At 52.7% G+C, this 16,183-nt stretch carries 15 protein-coding genes; 9 read left to right on the forward strand and 6 right to left on the reverse strand.

Features of this window, described 5'->3' with window-relative positions; genetic code table 11:
• The first annotated feature begins 6 nt into the window (after positions 1 to 6).
• Positions 7 to 1,056 (forward strand): nitrogen regulation protein NR(II), encoded by a 1,050-nt coding sequence (glnL, locus tag ACG2XO_RS13595; protein ID WP_410498532.1) that lies wholly within the window; start codon positions 7 to 9, stop codon positions 1,054 to 1,056.
• Positions 1,057 to 1,065: 9 nt separating this feature from the next.
• Positions 1,066 to 2,469: a nitrogen regulation protein NR(I) gene (gene ntrC / locus ACG2XO_RS13600; protein WP_410500265.1), complete on the forward strand. Its 1,404-nt coding sequence runs from the start codon at positions 1,066 to 1,068 to the stop codon at positions 2,467 to 2,469.
• A 90-nt stretch (positions 2,470 to 2,559) separates the two neighbouring features.
• On the opposite strand, the gene ACG2XO_RS13605 is transcribed toward ntrC, so the two are convergent.
• The 4 genes from ACG2XO_RS13605 to ACG2XO_RS13620 all read right to left on the reverse strand — a co-directional run bounded on the left by ACG2XO_RS13605 (position 2,560) and on the right by ACG2XO_RS13620 (position 5,446).
• On the reverse strand, positions 2,560 to 2,859 hold the full coding sequence (locus tag ACG2XO_RS13605; RefSeq protein WP_410498533.1) for an STAS domain-containing protein: 300 nt from the start codon (positions 2,857 to 2,859) through the stop codon (positions 2,560 to 2,562).
• A 107-nt stretch (positions 2,860 to 2,966) separates the two neighbouring features.
• A complete protein-coding gene (locus ACG2XO_RS13610; protein WP_410498534.1) occupies positions 2,967 to 3,743 on the reverse strand; it encodes a ferredoxin--NADP reductase in 777 nt (258 codons plus the stop codon).
• A gap of 18 nt (positions 3,744 to 3,761) precedes the next feature.
• Positions 3,762 to 4,700, reverse strand: coding sequence for an electron transfer flavoprotein subunit alpha/FixB family protein (locus tag ACG2XO_RS13615; RefSeq protein ID WP_410498535.1), 939 nt, complete (start codon positions 4,698 to 4,700; stop codon positions 3,762 to 3,764).
• Positions 4,697 to 5,446 carry an electron transfer flavoprotein subunit beta/FixA family protein gene (locus ACG2XO_RS13620; protein WP_410498536.1) on the reverse strand — a complete coding sequence of 250 codons (750 nt, stop codon included), beginning with the start codon at positions 5,444 to 5,446 and terminating at the stop codon, positions 4,697 to 4,699. Before ACG2XO_RS13620 ends, ACG2XO_RS13615 begins: the two co-directional genes overlap by 4 nt.
• A gap of 137 nt (positions 5,447 to 5,583) precedes the next feature.
• Between ACG2XO_RS13620 and ACG2XO_RS13625 the strand changes: the two genes are divergently transcribed.
• The 4 genes from ACG2XO_RS13625 to ACG2XO_RS13640 all read left to right on the forward strand — a co-directional run bounded on the left by ACG2XO_RS13625 (position 5,584) and on the right by ACG2XO_RS13640 (position 10,502).
• Positions 5,584 to 7,233 carry a 4Fe-4S dicluster domain-containing protein gene (locus ACG2XO_RS13625; RefSeq protein WP_410500266.1) on the forward strand — a complete coding sequence of 550 codons (1,650 nt, stop codon included), beginning with the start codon at positions 5,584 to 5,586 and terminating at the stop codon, positions 7,231 to 7,233.
• A gap of 211 nt (positions 7,234 to 7,444) precedes the next feature.
• The gene (locus ACG2XO_RS13630; protein WP_410498537.1) at positions 7,445 to 7,963 is read left to right on the forward strand and encodes a DUF3302 domain-containing protein; all 519 of its coding nucleotides are present in this window, start codon (positions 7,445 to 7,447) and stop codon (positions 7,961 to 7,963) included.
• A complete protein-coding gene (locus ACG2XO_RS13635; RefSeq protein ID WP_410498538.1) occupies positions 7,956 to 9,107 on the forward strand; it encodes an HlyD family secretion protein in 1,152 nt (383 codons plus the stop codon). Before ACG2XO_RS13630 ends, ACG2XO_RS13635 begins: the two co-directional genes overlap by 8 nt.
• A gap of 9 nt (positions 9,108 to 9,116) precedes the next feature.
• Positions 9,117 to 10,502 carry an efflux transporter outer membrane subunit gene (locus tag ACG2XO_RS13640; protein ID WP_410498539.1) on the forward strand — a complete coding sequence of 462 codons (1,386 nt, stop codon included), beginning with the start codon at positions 9,117 to 9,119 and terminating at the stop codon, positions 10,500 to 10,502.
• 67 nt (positions 10,503 to 10,569) lie between these two features.
• On the opposite strand, the gene ACG2XO_RS13645 is transcribed toward ACG2XO_RS13640, so the two are convergent.
• The gene (locus ACG2XO_RS13645) at positions 10,570 to 12,231 is read right to left on the reverse strand and encodes a SulP family inorganic anion transporter (protein WP_410498540.1); all 1,662 of its coding nucleotides are present in this window, start codon (positions 12,229 to 12,231) and stop codon (positions 10,570 to 10,572) included.
• 152 nt (positions 12,232 to 12,383) lie between these two features.
• Positions 12,384 to 13,490, reverse strand: a complete 1,107-nt coding sequence (gene asd, locus ACG2XO_RS13650) for an aspartate-semialdehyde dehydrogenase (RefSeq protein ID WP_410498541.1) — start codon at positions 13,488 to 13,490, stop codon at positions 12,384 to 12,386.
• 200 nt (positions 13,491 to 13,690) lie between these two features.
• Between asd and dtd the strand changes: the two genes are divergently transcribed.
• The 3 genes from dtd to ACG2XO_RS13665 all read left to right on the forward strand — a co-directional run bounded on the left by dtd (position 13,691) and on the right by ACG2XO_RS13665 (position 16,140).
• Positions 13,691 to 14,143 carry a D-aminoacyl-tRNA deacylase gene (dtd, locus tag ACG2XO_RS13655; protein WP_410498542.1) on the forward strand — a complete coding sequence of 151 codons (453 nt, stop codon included), beginning with the start codon at positions 13,691 to 13,693 and terminating at the stop codon, positions 14,141 to 14,143.
• A gap of 302 nt (positions 14,144 to 14,445) precedes the next feature.
• Complete coding sequence (locus ACG2XO_RS13660; RefSeq protein WP_410498543.1) at positions 14,446 to 14,784, forward strand: hypothetical protein; 339 nt, start codon at positions 14,446 to 14,448, stop codon at positions 14,782 to 14,784.
• 6 nt (positions 14,785 to 14,790) lie between these two features.
• A complete protein-coding gene (locus ACG2XO_RS13665) occupies positions 14,791 to 16,140 on the forward strand; it encodes an MATE family efflux transporter (RefSeq protein ID WP_410498544.1) in 1,350 nt (449 codons plus the stop codon).
• The last annotated feature ends 43 nt before the right edge of the window (positions 16,141 to 16,183 follow it).

The following is a 16,183-nucleotide window of genomic DNA, read 5'->3' on the forward strand; positions in this document are numbered from 1 at the left end:
ATTCCCATGAACCATCCTGCATTCGCCGGTCTGGATTTTATTGATGCCGCCGTGATTGCTATCGATCAGGATGGCTTGATTCGTTATGCCAATCCCAGCGCCCAAAGCCTGTTTAGCTCTCGCGTGGCATTAGGTCTGCATTTAGCCCATTGTTTTGGCACCGACAGCGCCATCGTGATGGCGGCACAAACTGCCTTGCAACACAACACGTCAATCACCGAACATGAATTGATCGTGCAGGGCAACGAGGGCGAAATGTATATCACGCTCGATGCAACGCCAATCGAGTCGCCTGCCGCCGCGCTATTACTCGAAATTCGCCGGATTGATCAGCAACGCCGCATTGTCAACGAAGAGCGCTTGCAAGCCCAGCAGCAAGCTAATCGCGAGCTGATCCGCAATCTGGCGCATGAAATCAAAAACCCGCTTGGTGGTATCCGTGGGGCGGCGCAATTGCTCGCGCACGAATTACCCGATCCGCAGCTCAAGGAGTACACACAGGTTATCGTCGACGAGGCCTTGCGTTTGCAAAGTCTGCTTGATCGTCTGCTCACGCCACATCGCCTGCCGCAGCTCAAGGAACTGAATATCCATGAAGTACTGGAACGAGTCCGCAGTCTGGTGCTGGCCGAAACGCCCAATGGCCTGGCAGTGCGGCGCGATTATGACACCAGCCTGCCCAATCTGATCGCAGATAAAGAGCAATTGATCCAGTCGGTGCTCAATATTGTTCGCAATGCGATTCAGGCGATGAGCGGGGTTGGTGAAGTGGCTTTACGCACCCGGATTGCGCGACAAGTCACACTGAATCGCCGTCGTTATCCCCTTGCACTCAAAGTTGAAATCATCGACAACGGCCCTGGCATCCCCGAGCACTTGAGTGAAACGCTATTTTATCCACTGGTTTCCGGTCGCCCCGGAGGAACCGGGATTGGACTGCATCTGGCACATACCTATGTGGCACAACATCACGGAACAATCGAGTTTGAAAGCCGCCCCGGCCAAACGACTTTTACGATTTTACTGCCGCTTAATGCCTGGCAAAAACAGGACTAAACCATGAGTATCGTCACTACGAACACAGTCTGGGTCATTGATGATGATCGTTCGATCCGCTGGGTATTTGAAAAAGCACTCAGCCGTGAACACATTGCACACGCCACCTTTTCGTCGGCGACGGATGCACTGGATAGATTGCAGCAGGAACAACCACGTGTCATTGTCAGCGACATCCGTATGCCAGGCGAATCAGGTTTGGTACTCCTCGAAATGGTCAAACGTGACTGGCCACAGATACCGGTCATTATCATGACAGCGCATTCGGATCTGGACAGTGCAGTTTCGGCATTTCAGGGCGGCGCTTTTGAATATCTGCCCAAGCCTTTTGATGTCGATCAGGCGATTGCACTGATCCAGCGCGCATTGCAGGAAAGCGAGCAATTGGCCGATCAAGCGGAACCTGCCGCCACCTTGCCAGAAATGCTCGGTCAGGCGCCAGCCATGCAAGATGTATTCCGGGCAATTGGTCGTTTATCGCAATCAGCAGCGACAGTGATGATTACCGGTGAATCGGGTAGCGGCAAGGAGCTGGTTGCCCGCGCCCTGCACCGCCATAGCCAGCGCGCCAGTAAGCCTTTTGTTGCGATCAATAGTGCCGCGATCCCAAAAGATTTGCTTGAATCCGAGCTGTTTGGTCATGAACGCGGCGCATTTACCGGTGCCGATGCGCGCCGGATCGGACGGTTTGAACAGGCCGAAGGCGGTACGCTGTTTCTGGATGAAATCGGCGATATGCCGCTGGATTTGCAAACCCGCTTGCTACGCGTCTTGTCCGATGGTTTTTTCTACCGTGTTGGCGGCCATCAACCTATCAAGGCCAATGTCAGGGTCATTGCTGCAACACATCAGAATCTGGAAGACCGCGTCAAGGCAGGGCAGTTTCGCGAAGATTTGTTTCACCGACTCAATGTCATTCGCTTACGATTACCTCCATTGCGTGAACGTAATCAGGATATCCCCTTGCTGGCACGGTATTTCCTGCAAAAGTCGGCACAAGAACTTGGCGTCGAACCCAAACGGCTGTCCGATGCCGGCATGGCTCAATTGAGCAGCTTTTCGTTTCCCGGCAATGTGCGTCAGCTCGAGAATATCTGCCACTGGATGACGGTCATGGCGCCGGGGCAAGTGATTGAAGTGGCCGATTTGCCACCTGAACTTCATTCTGGCGACAGCACTTCAAACCTGTTCCATTCCGACTGGCGTCAGGCGCTTAAGCAAGAATTTGGTTTGCGCTTAAATCGTGGAGAAACCCGAATACTCGATACCTTGCTACCTGATTTCGAGCGAGCAGCCATCGAAGCAGCACTAATACATACCGGGGGTAAACGCATGGAGGCGGCAGAACTATTAGGCTGGGGTCGCAATACCCTTAGCAGAAAAATTCACGAATTGGGAATGGATGCAGAATAGGCGTGAGGCGTGAGGCGTGAGGCGTGAGGCGTGAGGCGTGAGGCGTTTAAATGTTACGCTCCCGCCTCCGTCTCTCCATCTAATAAACAATTAACGGATTTCGAAAATTTTTCCGAAATTGGCAATATCCAGCACTGATTTCACAGTGCCCCTGCAATTGACCAGCGTGACCTTACGGCCGCTGGCTCGCTCATTAAACAGCAGCAACATACCCAGAGCCGCCGAATCCATATAATCAACGGCATCAAAATCGATTTCGATTTCGACCAAACCCGGATGCTCCAGCATCGCCATCGAGGCCTGCTTGAATTCACGGTGCGATTCAAAAGTGAATGTGCCCGACAATTTAATCCGGCCACGCCCCTGATCAAAACTGCTTTCTGTTTGCATGCAAAATACCCCGACAGCCAAATGATTTCTGTTCAAAGTCTAATCAGGGCATGATGCAAGCGCAAACCCTATCTGGGTTTGTCCAATCGCGTACAACAAAGACCCGATTATTTCTCTACAAACGCACGCTCAATGACATAATCACCCGGTGTGCCAATCCGCGGCGAAACCTGAAAACCACGGGCATCGAGCATTTTGCAAGTGTCTTCCAGCATCGCCGGACTACCACACAACATGGCGCGGTCAGTTTCCGGGTTCAGCGGTGGCAAACCAATATCGTCGGTCAGTTTACCTGACTCGAACAAATCAGTCAGACGCCCCATATTGCGGAACGGCTCGCGCGTCACTGTTGGATAATAGATCAATTTTTCTTTGACCATATCGCCAAAATATTCATTATTTGGCAATTCATGCTGGATGTAGTCAGCGTATGCCAGCTCGCTCACGGTGCGAACGCCATGCACCAGAATGATTTTGTCAAATCGCTCGTACGCTTCCGGGTCTTTAATCAGGCTCATAAACGGAGCCAGTCCCGTGCCGGTACTCAGGTAGTACAAATGCTTACCCGGTTTCAAATCCGACAATACCAGCGTGCCGGTCGGTTTGCGACTCACCAGCAATTTATCGCCTTCTTTCAAATGCTGCAGACGCGATGTGAGCGGGCCATTCGGCACTTTAATACTGAAAAACTCGAGGTTTTCTTCGTAATTGGCGCTGGCAATCGAGTAAGCGCGCACCAGCGGCTTCTCGTCCACTTCCAGACCAATCATCACAAACTGACCATTTTCAAAACGCAATGATTCATCACGCGTGGTCGTAAAACTGAACAGAGAATCGTTCCAGTGACGAACACTCAGAACGGTTTCATGGGCAAACTTGGACATTTCTTAACCTTTGACGATTTATTGTTTTAAGGCGGCAGTGAGTTCTGGCACCACGGTAAACAAATCAGCAACCAGACCGTAATCGGCCACCTGGAAAATCGGCGCTTCAGCATCGATATTGACCGCGACAATCACTTTGGCATCCTTAATCCCGCCGACGTGCTGTGCTGCGCCCGAGACACCAAAAGCGATATACAGTTCAGGCGCGATCACTGTACCAGTCTGGCCGACCTGGCTATCATTGGGAGCCATGCCACTGTCGACTGCCGCACGCGTTGCACCAATGGCAGCACCAAGCTGCTCGGCCAGCGGCGATAATGTCGACAGAAACGCCTCTTTACTGCCCAGCGAGCGACCACCGGAAATCACCACTTTGGCCGTTGCCAATTCAGGTCGATCCGAAACGGCGAGTTCACGACTGATAAATTGTGTTTTGCCTGCATCACCCGTCGCCGTGAGCATTTCAATCAGCGCCGTACCGCCATTTTCTGCCGCAGCCTCAAACACCGTCGGACGCACTGTCATTGCCAGCAGACCGTCCGGAGCGCTCACCGTTGCATTCAAATTACCGGCATACATCGGACGGACAAAAGTGCGCGCGGCGATGATTTGCGTCACTTCCGACACCATCACGATATTGAGCAAAGCCGCTACGCGGGGCAGCAGGTTTTTACCAAAACTGGTCGCCGCTGCAACAATGGTGCTGTAATTGGGGGCCAACTGTTTCAATAATGGCGTCAGATTTTCAGCAATGCCTTGGGCATATTCTGGCGCATCTGCCAGCAGTATCTTGCTCAAGCCTTTGATAGACTTAGCTTTGCTGGCAATACCCTCAAGATTACTTCCGGCAAGTAAAAGATGAACTTCTTCACCGAACTGGCCGGCCGCGGTAATCGCAGAACGCGTTGCGGCTTTGACTCCCTGCGCATCAATTTCAGCAATGACAAGAATACTCATGGCAACACCTTCTCTGCGCGCAAGGCGGCAACTAGTTCAGACACATTATTCAGGATACGGCCCGCTTTACGTGCAGGCGGTTCACTCACGCCCAGCAGCGTCAGCTCCGGCGCGGCAGTTTCGCCCAGTTCAGCCAGTGCAATGTTTTCCAGTGGTTTTTTCTTGGCCATCATCAACGCTGGCAATTTGATAAACCGAGGCTCGTTCAGGCGTAAATCGGCACTGATGACCGCAGGCAACGACAGACTGAGTGTTTCCTGACCGCCATCAATCTCGCGCACGACCGTCGCTTTACCATCGGCAATCTGGATATCTGACGCAAAAGTCGCTTGTGGCCAATCGAGCAAAGCCGCCAGCATTTGGGCGACTTCAGCCGCGTCGTCATCGATGGCCTGTTTGCCGAGCAATACCAGCTGCGGAGCCTCACGTTCGATGAGTGCTTTGAGCGCTTTGGCGGTTTGCAAGGACTGGACAGCAGCATCGCTCTCGATCAGCAAGGCGCGACTCGCCCCCATGGCCAGCGCATGGCGCAAGATATCCTGATTTGCAGCAGAGCCAATTGCCACCGCGAGCACTTCGCTGGCAATGCCCGCTTCTTTAAGCCGCACTGCAGCTTCAAGGGCATTTTCATCGAATGGGTTAATACTCATTTTCACGCCGGCCGTTTCAACCTCTTTGCCATCAGCCGTCGGGCGAACGGTGACCTGATAATCCACCACGCGCTTGATATTGACCAAAATTTTCATAATTGGAGCCCACACTTGTAAAACAGAGTTAAATAGTCTAGCTGCACCTTTTGCGGCTCATTGTAAACAAAGGTAGAATATAAGTAAATCAACATTGTTTTGAAGATATTTATCAATTTTATAGATATAGGAAGCACATCATGAGCGAATTTGATCGCGAACAAATGGAATACGATGTCGTCATCGTCGGGGCAGGTCCTTCCGGTCTGTCAGCTGCGATCAAACTCAAACAGCTCAAGCCGGAACTGAGTGTCTGTATTCTGGAAAAAGGTGCTCAGGTCGGTGCTCACATCATGTCGGGCGCAGTGATCGATCCGGTCGCGCTCAATCAACTGCTTCCCGACTGGTTGACGCAAAACCCCAAACTGGCGACACCGGTCAGCGAAGACCAATTCCTCGTTCTGGACGAAGATAATGCTTACCCTGTTCCGCATGCACTGCTCCCGCCACCGCTTCGCAATACCGGCTGCTACATTGTGCGGCTTGGTGAAGTCTGTGCCTTTTTAGCCGAACAGGCGGAAAATCTGGGCGTCGAAATTTATCCCGGTTTTGCTGCCGCCGAAGTGCTGTACAACGACAATGGTTCTGTACGTGGCATCGCCAGCGGCGATATGGGGATCGCCAAAGATGGCCGCCATAAAGCCGATTACACGCGCGGCATTGAAATCGTCGCCAAATACACGCTCATCGGCGAAGGTGCTCGCGGTTCACTGACGGGCGATCTGGAAGCACGCTTCGGCCTGCGCAACGAGAGCGATCCACAACACTACGGCCTTGGTATCAAGGAGGTTTGGCAAGTCAAACCGGAGCAACATCAACTGGGTCGTGTACAGCATGCGCTAGGCTGGCCGCTCGATAGCGATGCACAGGGCGGCGCGTTCATTTACCACTTGCCAAACAATCTGGTTGCAGTCGGTTATGTGGTGCACCTGAATTATCGCAATCCGAGCATGTCACCATTTGACGAGCTGCAGCGCTTTAAAACCCATCCGGCCATTCGCGGCCTATTTGCTGGTGGCAAACGGATTGCCTATGGTGCTCGCGCCATTGCCGAAGGCGGCTTGCAATCGTTGCCGAAGCTGACTTTCCCCGGCGGCGTTTTGATGGGTTGTGCGGCAGGCTTTCTGAACTTTCCTCGCATCAAAGGCGTACACAACGCCATGCTCTCCGGCATTGCGGCGGCGCAATGCGTTGCTAATGCGATTACACAGGGACGAGCCAATGACGAATTACTGGATTACCCAACGCAGCTGGAAAATGTACAAGTTTTGCCCGAGCTGCGTCAGGTGCGCAATATCAAACCCGCACTGAGTAAATTGGGCACCATCGCCGGTACGCTGTATGCGGGATTTGAGCTTTGGCTGAGCCGCTTTGGCGTGACGCTGCCGTGGACGCTGCGCAGTCGAACCCCTGATCATGCAACATTAAAATCAACCCGCCAATGCACGCCCATCCAGTACCCCAAACCCGATGGCATTCTGACTTTCAGTAAACTCGATTCGCTGATGCTCGCCAATGTCTCGCACGAACACGACCAACCTTGCCATTTGCAATTGCTCGATGAAAGCAAAGCGCTGACGGTCAATTACGCTGAATATGACAGCCCGGAAACCCGCTACTGCCCGGCTGGCGTTTATGAAGTCCTTTCGCAGCGAGAAGATGTGCAATTTCAGATTAATGCGCAAAATTGCCTGCACTGCAAAACCTGCGATATTAAAGATCCAACCCAGAATATTCATTGGGCCACCCCTGAAGGCGGCGGCGGACCAATGTATACCGGGCTGTAGTATTGGGCTATAAAGCATGGTGGGCATTCCAATCAGGCAAATACCCCACCATTTACCCCACACCACTTATACCTGCACAATTTAATATTGAGGCAAATCAGTAAGTGCGATAAGTTTTGACACATGACGATGGCAAAATCCAAAAAAATCAGGAACTACCTTATACTTGGCAACAACCATACTTAGTACGCAGCACTTATCAGGAGTCTCCATGAAAATACATGACCGTAAACTGACAATACTCACGGCTTTTATAGCCAGTATTCTGTCAACTCAGGCTTGGGCTATGCCGCCCGGAATGGAAGAGAAAATCGCCGATGTGATGGTCTGGGTCGTCATTTTGGTCATTCCGCTGGCAGCTATCTATTTATTCTGGAAAGTCCACGTACTACCCGAAGTGATTGCCGAAAAAAAACATCATCCACAAAAACATGGCATCCAGGTTCTTTGCCTGCTGTCACTAGTCTTTGGCGGCCTACTCTGGCCGATTGCCTGGCTATGGGCCTACACCAAGCCCGTGGGCTACAAAATGGCTTATGGCACCGATAAACATGACGATTATTTTCTAAAACCGGATGGAGAACATGCGGACAAACCGCTTGATCTCGCCATCGTCGACGATGAAATCATGCTGCTTAAAGAAAAACTCGACAGCCTGAATCAGCATCGCGAAATCATTGCCAGCAAACTGGATACTCATAAATCCAGTAAGGAGAACAACAATGCTTGAAATCATTATTGGTGGCTATTGCGCGCTGATCTGGCTGGTTTTTATCAAGCTCAAACTGTTTCCATGGAACATCAAAACCCAGGTTGGTGCAGCAACTGGCGCGATTGTTTTGGCTGCGTCGATTATTTTCACGATCAACGTCGTGACACCGTCGTCTAGCGATGTGCGTGTCATTAATTATGTCGCCGAAATCGTTCCACGCGTTCCAGGCACCGTGACTCGCGTTGCCGTCGAAGGCAATACGATGATCAAAAAAGGTGATGTATTGCTCGAGATCGACAACACACCTTATCGTCTTAAAGTTAAAGAATTCGAAGCCAAGCTCGCTGATGCCACTGCATCGGCCAAAACGCTGTGGCAAGACCTCGAGAGCGCTAAAAGTGCAACCAGCGCAGCGCAAGCCAATCTGGATCTGATGCAAAAACGCTTGGCCGAATCAAGCGAATTGGCCAAAATCGGTGCAGGCAATCAATACGACGTCGAGCATTTCTCCACCGAAGTCAAAAAAGCCCAATCTGCCGTAGCCAGCGCAAAAACAGCCGAAACAAAAGTACAAACCAAACTCGAAGGCGTCGTCGGTCCTGATATCGCCAGCGTTGCCCAAATCAAGGCTCAGCTTGATGCTGCGCGTTACGATCTGGAGTCAACCATCATCCGGGCGCCTGCCGATGGTTATGCGGTGAATGTCGCGGTTCGCCCAGGCAATTATCTGGTGTCAATGCCATTCAGACCGGCGCTGAGCTTTGTTGAACATGAGCAGCGTATTTTGGCTTTCTTCGAGCAGAACGAGTTGCGCTATGTAAAACCGGGCGACAAAGCTGAAATCGCACTAAAAACCCTGCCTGGCGAGCTGGTTTATGCCAAAGTCGATTCCATCGTCTGGGCAACCAGCCAAGGCCAGATCATGCAGTCGGGCGCGATTCCTACCGGTCCGTCCGAAATGGTACATGCCCCATTGGCGCAGAAATATGCAGTGAAACTGACCCCAATCAATAATGAAGAAAAACCACTGCCGTTTATCCCAATGGGTGCACGCGGTGGCGGCGCAATTTATACCGAAAAGCTAGCGCCACTTCATTTGCTGCGTATGGTGATGATTCGCGCCCAAGCTGTCCTCAACTACCTCGTGCTGAAATTACACTAAGGAGGGCGAATGTTTAAATTACGTACTTCAGTCGCCGTCCTGATGACTGCCGGTCTATTACTAGGCTGCGCAGTCAGCACGCCCCCGGCACAGCATGAACTGCTGTCATTGGCATTGGGTAAAACGCAAGTCCCTGCCAACTGGAAACATGAACAAACGGCCGGGCAATTTGATGCTGCAGCTTTAGGTTTCACACCTGACAACGCACTTAAAGCCCTGATTGCCGAATCGCAGCAATATAACGCTGACCTGCGCATTGCCAGAGCGCGCATTGGGCAATCGCGCGCAGCACTGAAAGCTACGGGTGGCGCGATGCTGCCCAGCTTGGCCATTGGCGCTCAGGCGGGTGATTCGGCACTGCCAACCTCCAGTATGAGCACAACGGGTGTTGGCTTGGTTGCCAGTTGGGAAGTGGATATCTGGGGTCGTCTGGGCAGTGAAAGTGCGGCCAGCGATGCCCGCCTTCAAGCGAGCGAACTCGATGCATTGTATATTCAGCAAACCATCGCTGCGGCAGTCACTCGCGCCTGGATTGCGACCACGGAAGCCACGCAGCAGCTTGCGCTCTCCAGACAAATGCTGCAATTGGCCGAAAAACAGCTGCAATTGATCAAATCGGCACAAAAGATTGGTCGTAATACGGCGCAGGATGTGGCACTCAACGAAGCGAATGTGGCGGCATACCGTAATCTGGTCGCCAGCAATGAACAATTCGTCAATCAAGCGCAGCGCGCTCTGGAAGTATTGCTGGGTCGTTATCCAGCGGCCGAAGTCACTGCTGCCAGCCAGTTCCCGCAAGCAGCGATGACCTTGCCGGCAGGGATTCCTTCCGAACTGATGACACGTCGGCCTGATGTACTTGCGGCTGAACAACGTTTCCGCGCGGCATTCCAGGATGTCGAAGCGGCCAAGCGTGCCCGCCTTCCCTCGCTCAAGCTCACCGGGGGCGTTGCCTATATCGAAGATTCGGTGGTCGTGCTTGATCCAAGCCTGAGTAATCCGCTCTGGGCACTCACCGGACAATTGCTTGCGCCGATTTTTACTGGCGGACAGCTTGAAGCACGCGTCGAAGCACAATCGGCCAAGCAAGAAGAAGCCATTGCGCAATACACCAAAACCGCGATCAATGCCTTTAACGAAGTCGAAAATGCACTGGCCGCCGAGCGCAGCTTGCTGCAGCGTCAAAAGGCGTTAGAAACCCAAACGGCTCAATTGAGTAAATCAGTGGAATTCGCCAGAGTTCAGCAAAAGGTCGGGAAAGGCGATATGTATCAGTTGCTGCAACAGCAATTAAGTTTGTCTGCAACACAAGCCAATTTATTGCGTCTGCAAAGTGAGCGCTTGAGCAATCGCATTAATCTGCACCAGGCTTTGGGTGGGCACTTCCCAAGCTAAGAGCCAAAGGTATTGCCATGTAGCCCTTTTGAAAAAAGGCCTGCGTGGCAATACCCAAGAACAAATATCAATCACCCTGTTCGCACAGGTAACGAGCCAGCGCGTCGCGGGCATTAAACAGCATTTTCTCCTTACCCAATTGATCAGACAATCCGGCGTTGCGCACCATTTCCAGCACATCCGGATTCAAGCCTGCCAGCCAGAAACGAATCCCCTGTTTCGCCAGCTTCTCATCAATCTGCATCAATTGCCGCAAGGCTGAATATTCGAGATCGGGTACGCGACTCATGTCCAGCACCAGCGTATTGGGCATCGCCTTGGCAACCATAGCGCCAATTTGTTCGGCCACAGACTGGACATTAACAAAGAAAATTCGCCCTTCCGGGCGCACGATCAGAAGTCCGTCAAACGTCTCGTCATCGTCATGCAGACTCGATTGAGCCCGCATGATATCGGTACCGCGCTTGCGCACAACGACCGAGACCCGCGGATTGGCGGCCTGACTCGCCAGCCCCAGCATAGACACAATAATGGCGATCACAATGCCTTCCAGCGTGCCAAAGAGCAGTACTCCGAAAAATGCCACAACGGCCCAGCGAAATTCCATCGTCCGAACCTTGCGGATTGCCATAAACTCCCTGGGCTGAATCAAGCCGACCGAATACACAATCACCACCGCAGCCAGCGTCGCATTCGGTAGCAAACCCAATACCGGTGCCAGCAGTAGCATCACCGCCAGTGCCGTTGCCGCCGTCACCAGCGAAGCCTTCTGGCTTTGCCCACCGGCCGAGCGCACGACAGCGGTTTGCGATGTACCGCCACCCGCCGGCATAGAGCCAAGCAATGCACCGCCAACATTGGCCAATCCTGTCGCCACCAGCTCGCGATTCGGCACAATCACCGGGTCAGACTGCTGCGCAAAAGCGCGCGAAGCGGCAATCGTTTCGGTAAAGCTCATCAGCGCAATACCGACTGCGCCCGGAATCAATTGCTGTACCAGATCCAGACTGGGCAAGGTCAGCGATGGAATCCCCTGTGGGATATGCCCGACAATCGTAAGTCCTTGCTGGTTCAGCCCTAATAACCATACCGCAGCAATACCGCCACCCACCGCAACCAGCGGCGCGGGTGAATGCGGCCAGCGTTTTTCCATGCCGATCAAGATGGCAAAAGTCAGCACCGCCACAGTCACCGTCAAAGGCAACGATTGGGGCAAATGATGAATAATCGACCAAGCATCGGCAAAAAAACCACTTTTGGTGATATGAATCCCCAGCAATTTGGGCAGCTGATCGAGCACAATCACACAACCGATACCAGCCTTGAATCCAGTCAACACCGGAGTAGAAATAAAATTCGCGACAAATCCCAACCGGAGCAAGGCTGCCAGCAACAGCACCACGCCGACCATGACCGTTAAGGTTGCCGTTGCAGTGAGCAACATGGCCGGATCGCCATCGGGCACCACCAAGCCCAGCTGGGTGCCCGCCAGAATCGCCAACGTCGTCGTCGAGCTCACACTCAGCACCCGCGACGTGCCAAGCAAGGCATAAATAATCATCGGGATAAAGGCGGTATATAGCCCTACAGCAACTGGCAAGCCAGCTACAGTCGCATACGCCATGGCCTTGGGTAAAACTACGGCTGCCGCCGTGAGCCCCGCGACAATATCAAAACGTAATGCGGGCTCCCCGCCTGCTTTATTTACTTCAGATTGTTCTGTCGTCATGATTTGCCTTCAGTTCTATTCGAATACCACCGCCACTCGAAATAAATGCCACTGGTTTGAATTCAACTTTCAAATCCATTTGTTATTTAGAGTAGCGAATAAAAAAGGGTGCCGCAGCACCCTTTCCAAATCAATCTCATCTAAAACAAGATTTATTTCGCCAACAAAATACGCAGCATACGACGCAGTGGCTCGGCAGCACCCCACAGCAATTGATCACCGATCACGAAAGCGCTGATGTATTCCGGGCCCATATTCAGCTTGCGAACACGGCCTACACCAATGTCGAGCTTGCCGGTGATTTGCGCTGGAATCAGCTCTTTCACGCTAACTTCTCTATCGTTCGGCACCCATTTCACCCAATCGTTACCCGATTTGATGATGGATTCGATTTCTGAGAGTGGCAGGTCTTTTTTCAGCTTGATCGTCAATGCCAGGCTGTGGCAACGCATCGCACCGATCCGCACGCACAAGCCATCGACAGGAATCGTTGCTTCAGTGCCAAGGATTTTGTTTACTTCAGCCTGACCTTTCCATTCTTCTTTTGATTGACCGTTATCGAGCTGTTTATCGATCCACGGAATCAAGCCGCCCGCCAATGGCGCGCCAAAGAATTCGGTTGGTACGTCGTTAGAAATCGTGTGCGCGACTTTTTTGTCGATTTCCAGAATTGCCGATGAAGGTGTTGCCAATTCATCCGCAACCGAGTTGTAAACCACGCCCATGCCTTTGAGTAATTCGCGCATATGGTTTGCACCGCCACCTGAAGCCGCCTGATAAGTCATCGACGATACCCAGTCAACCAGCCCGGCTTTGAACAGACCGCCCATACCCATCAGCATGATCGAGTTGGTACAGTTGCCGCCGATGTAGTTTTTAACGCCTTTAGCCAAAGCACTTTGGATCACGTCGTCATTGACCGGATCAAGAATGATGACTGCGTTGTCTTCCATCCGCAACGTTGAAGCCGCGTCGATCCAGTAGCCTTCCCAGCCAGCAGCGCGCAATTTCGGGAAAATGGCTGTCGTATAGTCGCCGCCCTGGCAAGAGATGATGACATCCATCTTGGCCAGCTCGGCAATATCGTTAGCGTCTTTCAGGGTACCGGCATCTTTACCGAAGTTCGGCGCTGCCTGACCTGCTTGCGATGTGGTGAAAAAGACGGGATCAATCACGTCAAAATCACGTTCTTCCTGCATACGTTGCATCAGGACCGAGCCCACCATACCGCGCCAACCGACTAAACCAACCCGTTTCATTTTCTTTTCCTTATCCGATTACGAAATACAAACAGCAAGCCCTTGATATTAGAGAAAATCCGTATATCTGGCTAGGGCTTACACGGTATCTCGGGGCGAAAAACCGGATAAATAATTTGAACTTCGGCAAAAAAACAGCCATCACTCGCATGAGATCGGGTATTTTTCCAGATTTACAGCAACATGATCGACCCATACCCATGCGAGCCCTTATTCAGCGAGTCCGTAGTGCCAACGTAAGCGTTAATGCACAAACCATTGGTGAGATTGAATCCGGCTTATTGCTGCTGATCGGCGTTACTCACGACGATGGCAGCGCCGACATTCAATTTTTGGTCAATAAAATTGCCAATTTGCGCATTTTTTCTGATGAAAATGGCGTCATGAATCGTTCGGTACTCGATACTGGCGGTGCCGTACTCGCCGTCAGCCAGTTCACGCTGTATGCCACTTGTAAAAAAGGTAATCGCCCCAGCTGGAGTGCGGCCGCGCCGGGTTCGGTCAGCGAACCGCTGTTTAATCAATTCGTCGTCCAACTGTCGGCCAAACTTGGCCGGCTTGTGGCAACCGGGCAATTTGGTGCCGATATGCAGGTGTCGCTGTGCAATGATGGCCCGGTGACGATCTGGCTGGATTCGAACAATCCGGATTGATCTATACAGAAAAAACATCGCCTTATACGGGTAAATCCTGATCTTGACCCCTGTGCTTTTACGGCGCAGAATTTTGAAACACAGCGCTGAGTTGACAAACAGCTTGCAGGGCGCTTTATAAAATCTGCTAAAGCGTGTGAAAAGCCACGCTTAGACGTGGCTTTTTGCTTTTGTAGCAATGAATCAAGCGCCTATTAATCGACAACTTGCGGGGCGCTCAGACCTCCGTCTGAAATACCGCTAAAGCGTCGGTGGTGAATGGTTTTCAACATCGCCACCGGCAACTTCTCAGGAGTTTGCCCATGTACGATTGCCTCGAAACCGACGATTGCCTCAAAAACCATAGCACAGCGACACCGAATGTGACGCACACCAAACCAGCCGCCATTGAACGCATTCACCTCGCCCATCATTGGCCGCAGCATAATCGCCTGCGACTCAAGCTGGCGTCTCACACGCCACCGCATCGCCTCAATCTGGCTTACGCCGCAGCGACCAGCTTTGGGCTGGCGACGCATAATTTGCCTGATGGCAGCTTGCTGATTCTGGATTTAAGCTTAAACGAAGCACTGTTATTCCAGAACCGTTTTAATGACTTGCTCGCGCAATTTGAACCGGCGCGCCCCTTCCCTCGCCGATAGGACTGTATGCCTTTATTGAAAGACGCCAAAGCGACATGGATTCTGGCCTGGCCAATTATGGTCGGCCAGCTCGCACAAACGGGTACCGCTTTTGTCGACGCGGTGATGGCCGGTCACGTTTCGGCGGCCGATCTGGCCGCGGTGTCGGTCGGCGCGTCGATCTGGACGACGCTGATTGTCACGCTGATGGGTTTATTGCTGTCGATCAGCCCGCTGGCGGCGCAGAAAGTGGGCGCGCAGCAAACGCATGAACTGCCGGCGTTGACGCAACAGGCGCTGTATCAGGCGATTTTTGCCGGGCTGGTCGCGATGGTGATCGCGCACGCGGCCTTGCCCGTGTTCGACCATCTCGGCCTGACGGCTGAAGTCGCCGATAAAGCGCGCCGCTTTCTGGCTGCGATCAGCTGGGGCTTGCCCGCGCTGGCGGTCAGCCGCACTTTGTACGGCTATAGTTCGGCGCTCAATCAAACCAAGCCGATGATGGTGATTGCGCTGATCGCGCTGGCGCTCAATATTCCGGCGAATTGGATTTTGATTTACGGCCACTGGGGATTTCCGGCCATGGGCGCAGTGGGTTGCGGCTGGGCAACGGCATTTTGCATGTGGATTAGTGCAGCCTTATGGTATGGCTGGATACGCTATTCAGCGGTGTATGTCGGTACACACCCCTTTGACAAACTACGGGGTATAGACTGGAAAGCCCAGTGGCAATTAGCAAAGCTGGGTATACCCATTGGCATGATGTTTTTTATCGAAGTCAGCGCTTTTAGCCTGATCGCACTGTTGATCGCCAAACTCGGCACCACTGCCGTCGCTGCACATCAGGTCGCACTTAATTTTGCGTCTTTGCTGTTTATGATTCCAATGGCCATCGGTACGGCGTTGACCGTTCGCGTCGGCCACGCCGTCGGCGCACATGATTGGCAACAAGCTCGCTTGATTGGTCAGAATGGCGTTCGACTCGGGCTGATCGTCGCTGCATTAGGCGGCGGCATCACCGCCATTTTTGGCGCGCAAATCGCTCGTCTATATACACAAGACGCCGCTGTGCTGGCGCTGGCAACACAATTACTGGTCTTTGCCGGGATTTTCCAGTTTTCGGATGCAACGCAAGTCGTCGCTGGCGGCGTACTGCGTGGTTATCAATCAACGCGCGCACCGATGTTGCTGCACCTGACGGCGTTCTGGCTGATCGGCCTGCCGCTGGGTTATGTGCTGACTTTTGGCGCCGGCCCAATCGCAGCACGCGGGCCACAAGGCTACTGGCTGGCGCTCGTTGTCGCACTGACCTTTGCCGCGCTGTCTTTGCTGTGGCTATTCAGACGTGTGAGTTTGGCGCAGCTGAAATCTTTTTGAACCACAGAGGCACTGAGAACGCAGGAGAATGTCCACTCCTTCT

The organism is Chitinibacter sp. S2-10 (assembly GCF_046530675.1).
Lineage (GTDB): Bacteria > Pseudomonadota > Gammaproteobacteria > Burkholderiales > Chitinibacteraceae > Chitinibacter.